10 protein-coding genes, 1 tRNA gene and 1 CRISPR repeat array are annotated in these 14401 nt (G+C 71.5%); of the genes, 9 read left to right on the forward strand and 2 right to left on the reverse strand.

All coding sequences use genetic code 11. The features are described 5' to 3' along the window. Window positions 1–63 precede the first annotated feature (63 nt). Window positions 64–681, forward strand: a complete 618-nt coding sequence (locus ACFVFH_RS10375; protein WP_383765764.1) for an HhH-GPD-type base excision DNA repair protein — start codon at window positions 64–66, stop codon at window positions 679–681. A 194-nt stretch (window positions 682–875) separates the two neighbouring features. Here the strand turns inward: ACFVFH_RS10375 and ACFVFH_RS10380 are convergent, their stop codons facing one another. Beyond that, window positions 876–2489: a helicase HerA-like domain-containing protein gene (locus tag ACFVFH_RS10380; RefSeq protein WP_383766745.1), complete on the reverse strand. Its 1614-nt coding sequence runs from the start codon at window positions 2487–2489 to the stop codon at window positions 876–878. Between the two features lie 387 nt (window positions 2490–2876). On the opposite strand from ACFVFH_RS10380, the gene ACFVFH_RS10385 reads away from it, so the two are divergent. Next, on the forward strand, window positions 2877–3173 hold the full coding sequence (locus tag ACFVFH_RS10385; RefSeq protein WP_072488263.1) for a type II toxin-antitoxin system VapB family antitoxin: 297 nt from the start codon (window positions 2877–2879) through the stop codon (window positions 3171–3173). Window positions 3174–3684: 511 nt separating this feature from the next. After that, window positions 3685–4281 carry a LytR C-terminal domain-containing protein gene (locus ACFVFH_RS10390; protein WP_383766748.1) on the forward strand — a complete coding sequence of 199 codons (597 nt, stop codon included), beginning with the start codon at window positions 3685–3687 and terminating at the stop codon, window positions 4279–4281. Between the two features lie 52 nt (window positions 4282–4333). On the opposite strand, the gene upp is transcribed toward ACFVFH_RS10390, so the two are convergent. Further along, entirely contained in the window at window positions 4334–4969 is a 636-nt protein-coding gene (upp, locus tag ACFVFH_RS10395) for a uracil phosphoribosyltransferase (RefSeq protein ID WP_189546299.1), read from the reverse strand. Window positions 4970–5072: 103 nt separating this feature from the next. Here upp and ACFVFH_RS10400 point away from each other — a divergent pair, with 103 nt between their 5' ends. The 6 genes from ACFVFH_RS10400 (at window position 5073) to casB (ending at window position 14304) form a co-directional block, all read left to right on the forward strand. Continuing rightward, window positions 5073–5480, forward strand: a complete 408-nt coding sequence (locus tag ACFVFH_RS10400) for a response regulator (protein WP_383766828.1) — start codon at window positions 5073–5075, stop codon at window positions 5478–5480. Window positions 5481–5769: 289 nt separating this feature from the next. Continuing rightward, window positions 5770–6348 carry a hypothetical protein gene (locus tag ACFVFH_RS10405; protein ID WP_383766750.1) on the forward strand — a complete coding sequence of 193 codons (579 nt, stop codon included), beginning with the start codon at window positions 5770–5772 and terminating at the stop codon, window positions 6346–6348. An 81-nt stretch (window positions 6349–6429) separates the two neighbouring features. Beyond that, complete coding sequence (gene tadA / locus ACFVFH_RS10410; RefSeq protein ID WP_383766753.1) at window positions 6430–6858, forward strand: tRNA adenosine(34) deaminase TadA; 429 nt, start codon at window positions 6430–6432, stop codon at window positions 6856–6858. A gap of 45 nt (window positions 6859–6903) precedes the next feature. Further along, a tRNA-Ser gene (locus ACFVFH_RS10415) sits at window positions 6904–6991 on the forward strand. Between the two features lie 234 nt (window positions 6992–7225). Further along, a CRISPR array of direct repeats spans window positions 7226–8363; the repeat unit is 29 nt; unit sequence ATGGTCCCCGCGCGTGCGGGGTTGGTCCC. Between the two features lie 335 nt (window positions 8364–8698). Next, window positions 8699–13531 carry a type I-E CRISPR-associated protein Cse1/CasA gene (casA, locus tag ACFVFH_RS10420; protein ID WP_383765767.1) on the forward strand — a complete coding sequence of 1611 codons (4833 nt, stop codon included), beginning with the start codon at window positions 8699–8701 and terminating at the stop codon, window positions 13529–13531. After that, window positions 13528–14304: a type I-E CRISPR-associated protein Cse2/CasB gene (casB, locus tag ACFVFH_RS10425; RefSeq protein ID WP_383765769.1), complete on the forward strand. Its 777-nt coding sequence runs from the start codon at window positions 13528–13530 to the stop codon at window positions 14302–14304. The genes casA and casB overlap by 4 nt, the downstream gene beginning before the upstream one ends. The last annotated feature ends 97 nt before the right edge of the window (window positions 14305–14401 follow it).

The following is a 14401-nucleotide window of genomic DNA, read 5'->3' on the forward strand; positions in this document are numbered from 1 at the left end:
CAAACGGCCGCACCGGCGGGCAGCGGGGTGGCCGGGCCACACCGCCATCGGGATGATCAAGGCATGACCAAGAGCAACAAGGACCAGCCCGCCACCCTGCGGATCGCCCAGGAGCCGAAAGCTGACGAGCTCCTCGCGCGCAGCCCGCTCGCCGCGCTGGTGGGCATGCTGCTGGACCAGCAGGTACCGATGGAATGGGCCTTCTCCGGCCCGTACTCGCTGGCGCAGCGGATGGGCGGGGACGATCTGGACGCCCATGAGATCGCCGCCTACGACCCGGAGGCGTTCAGCGAACTGTTCACCACGAAGCCCGCGCTGCACCGCTATCCCGGCTCCATGGCCAAGCGGGTCCAGCAGCTGTGCCAGTACCTGGTGGAGGAGTACGACGGCGACGCGAGCGCGGTGTGGGCCGATGTCACCGATGGTGCGGAGCTGCGGAAACGGCTGAACGCGCTGCCCGGGTTCGGCACCCAGAAGGCGCAGATCTTCCTGGCGCTGCTGGGCAAGCAGTTCGGGGTCCGGCCGGAGGGCTGGCGCGAGGCGGCGGGACCGTACGGCGAGGCCGGGTCGCACCGCTCGGTCGCCGACATCACGGGCCCGGAATCACTCGCCGAGGTCCGCGCGTACAAACAGCACGCGAAGCAGGCGGCCAAGGCAGCCAAACGCGCCGCCGAGCAGTGACACCGCCCGCCCCACCTCGCCCCTCGCCTCGTATCCGACTCCCACCCCGCCCCGCCCCCGCACCACGCAACCGACTCCCACCGCGCCACCGCCCCGCGGCCCCCGCAGCACCTGCGGCCCCCACGGCACCCCGCACCTCCCCGACCAGCCGTTCCCCCTCCCCCCCCCAGCTCGCCGCACCCGGCAGAGCCGGTCTACCGCCTGCGGCGGGCCGTGCCGAAGAGTGACCGCGAGATCTCCCGCCCCAGCTGCGTCCCGACGGACCGGGCCAACGACTGGAACATCCCGCTCCCCACCACCTGCTCGACCAGCGAGGCGTCCTCCTTCGCCGCCTTCCCGCTCCGGCCCCGGCCCGCCGGGGCCTCCCGCCCGGCCGCCCCCTCACCGCGCACCGCCTCCTCCACCGCCGCCCTGTCCGCAGCCGCGCCCGCCGCTGCGGCCGACACCTCGGCGGCACGGCGCCGCGCCTCCTGATCGGCGCTCAGCTTCTCGTACGCCGACTCCCGGTCCACCGCCTCCGCGTAACGCGCGTACAGGGAGGAACCCTTCACGGCCGCGTCGAGTTCGGCCGCCGGATACGGCCCCATCAGCGACTGCGGCGCCCGTAGCCGGGTCGCGGCGACCGGCGTCGGCGCACCGTTCTCGCTCAGCACCGTGATCACCGCCTCGCCGATGCCCAGCCGGGTCAGCAACTCCTCCAGGTCGTACGGCGAGTTCGGGAACGTCCTCACCGTCGACCGCAGCGCCTTCGCGTCGTCCGGGGTGAAGGCCCGCAGCGCGTGCTGCACCCGGTTGCCGAGCTGGGCCAGCACCTCCGCGGGCACGTCGCGCGGCGTCTGCGTGACGAAGAAGATGCTCACGCCCTTGGAGCGGATCAGCCGCACGGTCTGGGTGATCGACTCCAGGAACGCCTTCGAGGCCCCGTTGAAGAGCAGATGCGCCTCGTCGAAGAAGAAGACGAGCTTCGGCCGGTCGAGGTCACCGACCTCCGGGAGGTCGTGGAAGAGGTCGGCGAGCAGCCACATCAGGAAGGTGGAGAAGAGCTGGGGCCTGTCCTGCACCGCCGCCAGTTCCAGTACGGAGACGAGCCCGCGCCCGTCCGGCGCCTGCCGCAGCAACTCGGCCGTGTCGAAGTCCGGCTCGCCGAAGAAGGCGGCCGCACCCTGCTGCTCGAAGGCGGTGATCGACCGGAGGATCACTCCCGCGGTGGCGGTGGAGAGACCGCCGATCTCCTTGAGCTCGGCCTTACCGGTTTCCGATACGAGGAACGCGACCACCGCCCGCAGATCCTTGAGGTCGACCAGCTCCAGGCCCTTGGCGTCGGCGTAGTGGAAGATCAGGCCGAGCGACTGCTCCTGTGTCTGATTGAGCCGCAGCACCTTGGACAGGAGCACGGGCCCGAAGCTGGTGACCGTCGCGCGCAGCGGGATTCCGGGGCCGATGCCGCCGAGCGCGTAGAACTCGCACGGGAAGCCCGCGGCCTGCCACGCCTGCCCCACCTGCCCGGCCCGCCCGGTGACCCGTTCCCCCGGCACTCCGGGGGCGGCGATGCCCGAGACATCGCCCTTGATGTCGGCGAGGAAGACAGGGACGCCCTGGGCCGAGAGCTGTTCGGCGATGAGTTGGAGGGTCTTGGTCTTCCCGGTTCCGGTGGCACCCGCGACGAGTCCGTGCCGGTTGAGCATCGCCAGCGGGACGCGGACCTGGGCCTTTGGCAGACAGACGCCGTCCCAGAGCAGCGCGCCCAGGTCGAGGGCGGCCCCGGAGACGGCGTACCCGGCGGCGATCTCCCGGGCCGGCTCCGGCAGCCCACCGTCGGCCCCCGTACCGCCGTCCCCCTCACCGCCGCCTGCCGCGCCACCGTCCCCCGTACCGCCGGTTCCCGCACTGCCGCTTGCCGCGCCACCGTTCCCCGTACCGCCGTCGCGGCCCGTATCGGCGCCGCTGTTCTCAGCGCCGGTACCGCCGGTGGCGCCCGTACCGGGGCCGCCGTTCGCGTCGCTGCCGCCGCTGTCCGTCAAGTTGGAGCCCGGCCTGTCACTCGGACTGTCACCAGAGCTGCCGCTTGGGTTGTCACTTGGGCTGTCACTCATGGGAGCACCGTTCCGAAATGCCTGCATTTATGGCGTTCTCGCCAGCATCGCAGTACGGCCCCGTGGCTGCGCCCGGAGGCTCTTGCCCGGTAGGCTTTCCGTGTGATCTTCAAGCGCATCGGAAATGGGCGGCCTTATCCCGACCACGGCCGGGAAAGCACCCGGCAGTGGGCGGATGTCGCGCCGCGCCCGGTTCGCCTCGATCAGCTGGTGACCACCAAGGGCAACCTGGACCTCGAAACCCTCCTCGCCGAGGATTCGACGTTCTACGGCGACCTGTTCGCGCATGTCGTGAAGTGGCAGGGCGACCTCTATCTGGAGGACGGACTGCACCGCGCGGTCCGTGCCGCGCTTCAGCAGCGCCAGGTGCTGCACGCCCGCGTGCTCGAACTCGGCTGACCGGAGCGGCCCCGCCCAGGGGCTCCAAGGACCGGCACGACGACTCGTACGACAGCTCGTACGACCAGCACGGTCGAGACGACGGGCATGGTCGGCACGTCGGGCAGGGCTGACGCGACCGCGCGACGGGCGCGGTCGACACGACCGGCGCGACGCGCGGGACATCGGCCGCGTCACGCGAACCCGCGGGACATCGGCCGCGTCATGCGAACCCGCGGATCGTGAACGCGCGTAACGCGAACCCGAGATCCGCAACACGCAACCCGCGTTCGCGGCACGACCGCCGTCCACCGCACGCCGTCCACCGTCCGCCACACACCTCGTACGACGGGCAGGGCCCGAGCGGCCCGCGCACCCCGCGCGCCTCTGCGCGCCCCCGCGCGGTCAGGGCCGCCGCGGGGTTCGTTCGGGTGCTTTCCCACCCGGACGGGTGCGATCCGTTGATCGTTTAGTAGGCATCATCACCGGGTCGCACTACGCTGCGCCCATGAGCATGCTCACTCCCCCCGGCATGGGCGGAAAGTACCGCATCACAGGCGACAAGTACCCGCGGATGCGCCGCCCCCGACGTCGCGGCAGACTGATCGTCGCTGCCACCGCTTCCGTGGTCGCCCTCGGGCTGGCCGGATGGGGCACGCTACAGCTCATCGACGCCTTCACCGGCGGGGACAAGACGGCCAGCGCCGCCGACCACAAGACGGACTGTCCCTCCGCGAAGCCGTCCGCGCCCACGAAGGCGCTGCCGAAGCCGTCGAAGATCACCGTCAACGTCTACAACGCGACCCCGCGCAGCGGACTCGCCAAGCAGGCCGCCGACGAGCTGAAGAAGCGCGGCTTCACCATCGGCAAGGTGGGGAACGCCCCGGCCGCGTACGACAAGAAGGTCCCCGGCCCCGGGGTGCTGCTGGGCGCCCCCTCGGCGACGGACGGGTCGTTCCCGGTCCTGGGGACGCAACTGGTGGGCGCCACGCCGAAGACCGACACCCGCAGGACGGCGGACATCGATCTCATCCTCGGTACGAAGTTCAAGACGTTCAGCACGCCCGGGTCGGCGGCCGAGGCCCTCGCCGCCCTGACGAAGCCCGCCCCCGCGCCGTCGTCCTGCTGACGGCTGCCGGGGCGTCCCGGCAGCCGTATCCGCAGGTTCTCCGGTCGGCGGTCTAGTCGACCGTTCCGTACATCCGGTCGCCCGCGTCACCGAGGCCCGGGACGATGTAGCCGTTCTCGTTGAGCCGCTCGTCGACCGAGGCGGTGACGACGGTCACCGGCGTACCGGCCAGCTCGCGCTCCATCACCTCGACGCCCTCGGGCGCCGCGAGCAGCACGACGGCGGTGACATCGTCCGCACCGCGCTCGATCAGCTCCCGGATGGCCGCGACCAGCGTGCCGCCGGTGGCCAGCATCGGGTCCAGGACGTAGACCTGGCGGCCCGAGAGGTCCTCCGGCATCCGGGTGGCGTACGTCTCCGCCTTGAGGGTCTCCTCATTGCGGATCATGCCCAGGAAGCCGACCTCGGCGGTCGGCAGCAGCCGCACCATGCCGTCGAGCATGCCGAGGCCCGCCCGCAGGATCGGCACGACGAGCGGCCGCGGGTGCGACAGCTTCACACCGGTCGTCGGTGTGACCGGGGTCTCGATGTCGACCTGTTCGGTGCGCACGTCCCGGGTGGCCTCGTACGCGAGCAGGGTGACCAGCTCGTCGGCGAGCCGCCGGAAAGTCGGGGAGTCGGTGCGCTTGTCGCGCAGGGTGGTGAGTTTGTGCGCGACCAGTGGGTGGTCGACGACGTGGATCCGCATGGGTTCAACAGTAACCGTGCCTCCCGCACCCGTGCGCTGGCATCAATCGCATGTTCGGGGGGAAGGTGGGGGCATACGGACCCAGCGTTGGGGTGATGAGTCGATGCCGGACGGGGAAAAGCGCAAGCGGGACGCGCCGGACGCGCCGCGTCCGGGGAAGACCCACGCCCCCGGGGGTACCCACGCTCCGGGAGACACCCGGGGCCGAGGGGACACCCGGGGCCAGGGAAACGCCCGGGGCCAGAGGGACGCCCGGGGCCAGGGAGGCGCGCCGGCCCTTGATGACACCCAGGGCTCGGGAGACGCGCCGGCCCCGGATGACACCCAGGGCTCGGGGGACGCCCAGGCCCAGCAGGACCCGGAGCTGAGCGACGCGGCACGCCGCAGGCGGCGCGCCCAGTTCCTGCGCGAGCTCCACGAGGCGAAGGCGCTCCGCGACCGGGTGCAGCCCCGCCGCGCGAGGGCGGCCCGGATGCGTCAGGCCATGCGCATGCGTACCTTCCGCTGGTAGCCCGGACCGGCCGCCGAACCGGCTACCGACCAGCCGTCGAACCAGTTGCCGACCGGCTACCAACCAGCCGTCGCACCGGCCGTCGAACCGGCCGTCCGAGCCTCCCCGGCATGCCCGGCGTCCCCCTGGTGGCGGCGTCCAGGAGAACTGATGGCCGACGCAACGGCCGAACTCCTCTCGCGAAGCCCTTGTTTCTGCCACGATTCCGATGGGCGGGACGCAGGACAGCCGGGGCCACCGACTGCCCTCCCGCCGGACCGACACCCCTATGACCAGTGGGAGAGTCACGGTGTACTTCGCCGCACTGCTCGCGCGCACCGAAGACGGGTGGGAAGCGAGCGACACGGAGCTCGACGATGTGGAGACCCTGTCCGACCTGACGGATCTGGCCCGTGAGGCCTCGGTGGACGAGGACACGGTGCTTGTTTTCATCGAGCAGGAGGACGCCTGGTTCGGCGTCGTCCGGGTGGACGGTGAGGACGACCCCCGTATTTTCGTGTCGGACGCCACCGCCGCCGCCCGATCCTCGTACGGGGAGATCCTGCTCACCGACGAACTGCTCGGCCGCGAACCCGGGGCCGAGGACACGATTGCCGCCCTCGAAGAGCTCGTCGGCCTCGACGACACGGAGGACGGCGATCCGGACACCACCGCCGACCACGACACCACCGACCACAACCACGACGACGTCGACGACGACGGCCTGGACGCCGATACCGACGCGGTACCGGCCGGCCCGCTCGGCGACACCCGCATCCTGGCCGATCTCGGGCTCCCCGAGGCCGAACTCCTGATGCTGCGCACGGACGCGCTGGTGGAGATCGCGGACGCGCTGGGCGCGGCCGAGGTCCTGGAGACCGTCCGTTAGGGTCCGCGGGTGAGCGAACCACCGCACCCGCAAGGACCGCCGGAACCGCACGACCCCGTGAGGGACCCGTGGCGGGCGCACATGCGCCGCGCCCTGGCCGAGGCCGATCTGGCGGCGCTGGCCGGCGATGTGCCGGTCGGCGCCGTCGTACTCGGCCCGGACGGCGCCCTGCTCGCCACCGGCCACAACGAACGCGAGGCGACCGGCGACCCCACCGCCCACGCCGAGGTCCTCGCCCTGCGCCGCGCCGCGACGGCCCTGGGCCACTGGCGGCTGACCGGCTGCACCCTGGTCGTCACCCTGGAACCGTGCACCATGTGCGCCGGCGCCCTGGTCCAGTCCCGCGTGGACCGGGTGGTCTACGGCGCCCGCGACGAGAAGGCGGGCGCGGCGGGCTCCCTCTGGGACCTCGTACGCGACCGCCGCCTCAACCACCGCCCCGAGGTCATCCAGGGCGTCCTGGAGAACGAGTGCGCGAGCCTCCTGACGTCCTTCTTCCGCACCCTCTGAGAACCGATTTCTGTCCACGGCCCGCCATGGTCTAAGCTCTCTCTCGGTAGCGTGTCCGAGCGGCCGAAGGAGCTCGCCTCGAAAGCGAGTGTGGGGAAACTCACCGAGGGTTCAAATCCCTCCGCTACCGCCATCGACGCCCTCCCGGACTGCGGAAACGCAGGACGGGAGGGCGTTCGCGCATCACCGATCCTGCCGCGCCGGAGTCGATGTCGGCTCTTGTTCCGTTCTGCTCTGCTCCGCTCCGCTCAGTTCCGGCGAGGGACTGAGGCACAAGTGACCAAGTCGAGAGTGCGGCGAAATGCCCGAATCTCAAGAGGTAAGCAAAATCAGGCTCCTCCTGCCATAAACCAGCAGGTCAGCAACTATGGTCCCCGCGCGTGCGGGGTTGGTCCCCTGCCCGCCCGCGCCCCGCTTGACGACCGCGGATGGTCCCCGCGCGTGCGGGGTTGGTCCCAAGCGCCTCCAGGAGGCGTTGGTCCAAGAGACATGGTCCCCGCGCGTGCGGGGTTGGTCCCGTCGTCCCGGTGACGGTCACGGTCCGGGTCCGATGGTCCCCGCGCGTGCGGGGTTGGTCCCCTGCAGACCGGCTACCAGCCGTTGACGATGGCATGGTCCCCGCGCGTGCGGGGTTGGTCCCGAGATCCGTACCGCCCGCCGCGCGCGGACCGGATGGTCCCCGCGCGTGCGGGGTTGGTCCGATGCTCGCCACCCTCACACAGGGGCGGTGACCATGGTCCCCGCGCGTGCGGGGTTGGTCCCGGATGCCGAGTGACGCGGATCGGGAACTGCTTATGGTCCCCGCGCGTGCGGGGTTGGTCCCTCGGCGATCACCTGGTGGCGGCGGTACCGGCCATGGTCCCCGCGCGTGCGGGGTTGGTCCCGCCTCAACCCTCTTGTCTCCGTCCTCCCGCATATGGTCCCCGCGCGTGCGGGGTTGGTCCCCGTGAAGCCTTCCCCGGCGCGATGCGCACCTGATGGTCCCCGCGCGTGCGGGGTTGGTCCCGGCCACCGCGGCGGGCACTCCTGGGAGCTCTCATGGTCCCCGCGCGTGCGGGGTTGGTCCCGTGGGCTGGATGCCCTGCGGTTGGGTGGCGGGATGGTCCCCGCGCGTGCGGGGTTGGTCCCGTGGGGCACGTGCAGCCGCTCCCACCCCATCAATGGTCCCCGCGCGTGCGGGGTTGGTCCCGTCTTCAGTCAGGCGTCGAAGGCTGGCGGTTCATGGTCCCCGCGCGTGCGGGGTTGGTCCCGTCTTCAGTCAGGCGTCGAAGGCTGGCGGTTCATGGTCCCCGCGCGTGCGGGGTTGGTCCCGCCGGCAACCGTGCGACCTCGCTCGCCCAGGAGGCCGCCCGCACCATGGTCCCCGCGCGTGCGGGGTTGTTCCCTTGCCCAGCACGTCCCGCTGGCGCTCGGGGACGTGGTCCCCGCAGGTGCGGGGTTGCTCCCGAGGGGGTCAACCTACTCACGTGAGTAGGTTGACGGTCACCGCGTGCGGGGTTGGTCCCGGCGGTCCGACGATCACGCCTGAACCCGGTTAGTGGTCCCCGTGCATGCGGGGCTGGCTGGCCTCGGCGGGCCCTGTGGGTAGGCCCTCGACGGCTGGTGGTTCCGGCGTGTGCGGGGTCGGTCCAGCGCGTTCACCGTGGTGGGCCGGATCAGCCTGCTCAGCCCGTCCCGACCCGACTTGCCCCGGCTCGGGTAACGGTGAGTCCTCCTCGTTGGCCTTCTGCGCCTCGCGGCGAGCTCCGCGACCTGACCCCGTAAACCGTCAAAAGCGTTCAGTTGTGATCTGTTTCGGAATCCGACACATGAACGGCATCCGCTCGTGTCAAATACCCCCATGTCCCGCGATCAATCCGAAGTCCTCTCCGCCTACGCCAAGTTGTCCCCCGCAGCGCGGACAGCCTGGGGCAAGCACGATCGGGCGACCGAGGAGTGGCTCCCCCTGTGGCGGCACATGGCGGACAGTGCTGCCGTTGCCGGGCGGCTGTGGGATGTGTGGGTGCCGGAAGGAGTGAAGGCGCTCGTCGCGGAGGTGCTGCCCGAGGGGGCGGCGGATGCTCGGCGGCTTGCCGTTTATCTGGCGTGTGTGCATGACATCGGGAAGGCGACGCCGGCCTTCGCATGTCAGGTGGAGGGGCTTGCCCACCGGATGCGGAGGGCCGGGCTCGACATGCCGGACCAGAAGCAGTTCGGCGAGGATCGCCGGATGGCCCCGCACGGGCTGGCCGGGCAGCTGCTCATTCAGGAATGGCTGGGTGAGCGGTTCGGGTGGAGCGGGCGGGACTCGGGGCAGTTCGCGGTGGTGGCCGGTGGGCATCACGGGACGCCTCCAGATCACCGGCAGATTCGTGATCTCGCCCTGCATCCACGGCTGTTGCGTACCCGGGGGGAGAGCGAGGACGTCTGGCGCTCCGTGCAGTACGAGTTGCTGGACGCGTGCGCGCGACGGGCCGGGGTGGAGGGGCGGTTCGCGGAGTGGCAGGGCGTGCGGCTGCCGCAGACCGTCCAGGTGGTGTTGACGGCGATCGTGATCGTCTCCGACTGGATCGCCAGCTCCTCCGAACTGTTTCCGTACGATCCCGCCTCCTGGGCCTCGCTGGGAGGGAAAGACGGCGAGCTCCGGCGGCTCGATGCCGCGTGGGCGGGACTGGATCTGCCGGGGCCGTGGCGGCCTGAGATGCCGGAGCAGAGCGCCGAGGAGTTGTTCCGGGACCGTTTCGAGCTGCCGGACGGCGCCCGTATCAGACCCGTTCAGGAGGAAGCCGTACGGATGGCCCGGAGCATGCCCGCCGCCGGGCTGCTGATCATCGAGGCGCCGATGGGCGAGGGCAAGACCGAGGCCGCGTTCGCGGCGGCGGAGATCCTGGCGGCCCGTACCGGAGCGGGCGGCTGCCTGGTCGCGCTGCCGACCCGGGCCACCGGTGACGCCATGTTCCCCCGGCTGCTGAACTGGCTGGGCCGTCTCCCCTCGGGCGGTCCGCTCTCCGTGGTCCTCGCCCATGCCAAGGCCGCGCTCAACGAGGTGTGGGCCGGGATGACGAAGGAAGGGAACCGGACGATCGCCGCCGTCGAGCTGGACGGGGACGAGGAGATCTCTCGCGCGGGGGTGGCCGATCCCGCCCACCCGGCCGGACTGCACGCCCACCAGTGGCTGCGCGGGCGCAAGAAGGCGCTGCTCGCCTCCTTCGCCGTGGGCACCATCGATCAGGTGCTCTTCGCCGGGCTCAAGAGCCGGCATCTCGCGCTGCGGCACCTGGCCGTCGCGGGCAAGGTCGTCGTCATCGACGAAGTCCACGCCTACGACGCCTATATGAATACATACCTCGATCGCGTGCTGGAGTGGCTGGCCGCCTACCGGGTGCCGGTGGTGATGCTCTCGGCGACCCTGCCTGCGGTGAGGAGGCGCGAGTTGGCCGCCGCGTACGCCGGGGAGGAGACGCCCGAGCTGGCCGATGCGTTGCATCTCCCGGACGATGCCTACCCGTTGATCACCGCCGTCGAGCCCGGGGGCGCCGTGCGTACCGCCCGCCCCGAGCCCGCCTCGGGGCGGCGTACCGAAGTGGTGGTGGAACGGCTCGACGACGACCTCCCGGCGCTGGTGGAGCGGCTGGGGCGCGAGCTGCGGGACGGGGGATGCGCGCTGGTCGTACGCAACACCGTCGACCGGGTGCTGGAGGCCGCCGCACTCCTGCGGGAACACTTCGGCACGGAGGCCGTGACCGTCGCGCACTCCCGGTTCCTCGCCGCCGACCGGGCCCGCAAGGACACCGACCTGCGCGAACGGTTCGGGCCCGGCGGCGACCGGCCCGCCGGGCCGCGCATCGTCGTGGCCAGCCAGGTCGTCGAGCAGTCGCTCGACATCGACTTCGACCTCCTGGTCACCGACCTGGCCCCCGTCGACCTGATGCTCCAGCGCATGGGGCGGTTGCACCGCCATCCCCGTACGCGTCCACCGCTCCTGGCGAAGGCCCGCTGTCTGGTGACCGGGGTGGAGGACTGGGGCGTCGATCCACCCGTACCCGTAAGCGGTTCGCTCGCCGTGTACCAGGGGGCGCACACCCTTCTCCGGTCGCTCGCCGTGCTCGGTCCGCACCTCGACGGCACCCCGCTGGTGCTGCCGGACCACATCAGCCCGCTCGTGCAGGCCGCCTACGACGACGACCGGCCGGGCGGACCGGAGCACTGGGCGCCCGTACTGGCCGACGCCCGGCGGAAGTATCTGAAGCGGCTCACGGAGAAGCGGGTACGCGCGGACGCGTTCCGGCTCGCTCCGGTACGGCGGGCCGGGCGGCCGGTGATCGGCTGGCTGGACGGCAACGCCGGCGACGCCGACGACAGCCGTACCGGACGGGCCCAGGTACGGGACAGCGAGGAGACCCTGGAGGTGCTCGTCGTCCAGCGGCGGGACGACGGGCGGCTGACCACGGTGGGCTGGCTCGACGGCGGACGCGGCGGGCTGGACCTTCCGGAGCACGCGCCTCCGGTACGCCGGGCCGCCGAGGCGGTTGCCGCGAGTGCGCTGACGCTGCCGCGCCCCCTGACGCATCGGGGCGTGATCGACCGGACCATCTCCGAGCTGGAGCGATTCGTCGTTCCGGCCTGGCAGGTGAAGGAATGCCCCTGGCTGGCCGGGGAGTTGCTGCTCGTGCTCGACGAGCGTTGTCAGACCCGCCTGTCAGGCTTGGACATGCACTACAGCGCCGATGACGGGCTCCGGGTGGGTCCTGTCGGCACGCTCGGAATGGGCGCGGCAAGCGGGGCGGGTGGGGCCGACGGGACGGGCAGGGCAAGCGCGACAGCCCGGACGAGTGGCCCGGCCCGAACTGGCGGAACTGGCGGAACTGGCGGAACTGGCGGAACTGGCGGAACAAAACGAGCAAAAAGGGCAAGCGGAGCGACTGGAACAAGCAGAACAAGCACAACCAAGGGGCTCGAACCCATGACGCCTTCCTTCGACCTGGTCTCCCGTCCCTGGCTGCCCGTGCAGCGCGAGGACGGCACGACGGACGAGCTGTCGCTCACGGACGTCTTCGCGCAGGCCCACACCCTGCGGCGGCTGGTGGGCGATCTGCCCACCCAGGAGTTCGCCCTGCTGCGGCTGCTGCTCGCGATCCTGTACGACGCGTTCGACGAGGCCGACGGGGGGAGGTCCGGTGCCCCCGCCACGCTGGAGGACTGGGAGGAGCTGTGGCGCGACGAGAAGTCCTTCGCCGTCGTCGCGGACTATCTCGAACGTCACCGCGAGCGCTTCGACCTGCTCCACCCCGAGCGTCCGTTCTTCCAGGTCGCCGGGTTGCACACGGCGAAGCACGAGGTCGCCTCGCTGAACCGGATCGTCGCCGACGTACCGAACGGGGAGGCGTTCTTCTCGATGCGCCGGCCGGGCGTCGACCGGCTGAGCCTCGCCGAGGCGGCCCGCTGGCTGGTGCACACCCACGCCTACGACTCCTCCGGCATCAAGTCCGGGATGGAGGGCGACGACCGGGCCAAGGGCGGGAAGGTCTACCCGCAGGGCGTCGGATGGGTGGGCACGCTCGGCGGCGTCCACGCCGAGGGGCACACGCTGCGCGAGACGCTGTTGCTGAACCTGGTCCCGACCGGGGAAGACATCGTGGAGTTCATCGCGGACCCGGCCACGGACCTGCCGGTCTGGCGACGTGAGTCCCCGCCCGGTCCCGGAGTGCTGGACGGCGACCCGTCCGTCCCCCGGCCCGCCGGTCCGCGCGACCTCTACACCTGGCAGTCACGACGGCTGCTCCTGCACACCGAAGGCGATGACGTCACGGGCGTCGTGCTCGGTTACGGCGACCCGCTCACCCCCGTCAACCGGTGGAAGGCGGAGCCCATGACCGGGTGGCGGCGCAGCCGCCCGCAGGAGAAGAAGCTGGGCCGCCCCCTGGTCTACCTCCCCCGTCAGCACGATCCGGCCCGAGCCGCCTGGCGGGGTCTGGCGAGCCTGTTGTACCCACAGGAGTCGGACAGCGGGGCAGCGGGCCGGGGCACGGATGAGAGCAAGCCGTCCGGAGTGGTGCGGTGGCTGGCCATGCTCTCCGACCCGAGCGACGGTGTTCTGCCGGAGAAGTCGCTGTTCCGGACCCGGCTCGTCGGTGCGGTGTACGGGACACAGCAGTCGGTGGTGGACGAGGTGGTCGACGACGGGATCACCCTGCCGATCGTGCTGCTCCACGAGCACCGTCCGCTGCACGGGGCGGCGGCGGTGGACGCGGTCGCGGACGCGGAGAAGGCGGTGGCCGCGCTGGGGCATCTGGCGGGGAATCTCGCCCGTGCGGCGGGGGCACCGCCCGGCCCGGCCACGGACACCGCGCGGGATCAGGGGTTCGGCGCGCTCGACGGGCCGTACCGGCACTGGGTGGTGGGCCTCGGGGAGGACGTGGACCCGTTTGCCGCGCGAGCCGTCTGGCAGGCCACCGTCCGCCGGATCGTCCTCGCCCTCGGTCGCGAGCTGCTCGACGGCGCGGGCCGGGCGGCGGCGGAGGGGCGTGTGGTGGAGCTGCCCGGGGTCGGCAAGCGCTGGGTCGACAGTTCGCGGGCGGACCTGTGGTTCCGGACCCGGATCAACAAGGTGCTGCCGAAGCCGCCCTCCGCACCTCCCGCCGACGGCCACCGCCCCGACGACAACAGCCCGGAAGGGCCGGAAGGAACCGTATGAGCAGCACCTCGCAGACAGCCGGTCACGTCGGCGGCAAGGACGGACCGACGGTTCGGGAACTGGTCGAGCAGGCGACGCACACATATGTCGCACAGCTCCAGTTCCGCTACTTCAAGGACGATCCGGCGGCCGTGGCGGAGATGGCCCAGCTGCGGCGCGGCGCGGGCAAGAGGGCACATGAGATCCCGGAGCTGTGGGGATTCGACGCCCTGGAGAAGCTTGCCGAGCTGATGCCGAAGGCAGCTTCGGGCTCCGCCCGCCGGGAGGACGCCGAGGAGGCGGTCTTCCTCGCCTCGACGCTGTGGGCGCTGCACCAGCAGTCCCGTCCTGGCCAGAAGACCCATGTCAGGGGGAAGGACCTCGGGGGTGCGGTCCGTGCGCTGATCCGGTTGAAGAAAGCGGAGAGCGCGGACGAGGAGGAGTCACCGCTGCGCAAGCGGCTGGTCCGTGTCGGTACGGCCGAGTCGTTCCCGTCCGTGGCCGTGCGGCTGAGGGAGATCGTGACGCTCCTGCGCAGCGTGTCCGAGCCGCCGCCCCTCGACTACGCGCGCCTGGCCGGTCAGCTCTACCAGTGGCAGGACCGGAGTGCGCGCGCCGGCGTGCAACGCGAGTGGGGGCGCGAGTTCCACCTGGCCGCGTCCGCTCCCCGTGCCGGAAAGGGGAAGCAGCCGGACGCCGAGAATGCCGACGCGATCGATACGACGTTGAGCGCGGACGAGGGCGGCGCAAGCGCAGAGGACAGCACCTACGGCGGGTACGCGGCCGGGGAGTGACACCCCGCAGCCGTCCTTCCTTCTCTCCCTACTTTTGCCCCCTTCCCCTCCCCCTTCTCCTTCTCCCCCTCTTGTCTCCCCCTCGCCGCACCACTTC

This window comes from Streptomyces sp. NPDC057697 (genome assembly GCF_042799335.1).
In the GTDB taxonomy this organism is placed as follows: domain Bacteria; phylum Actinomycetota; class Actinomycetes; order Streptomycetales; family Streptomycetaceae; genus Streptomyces.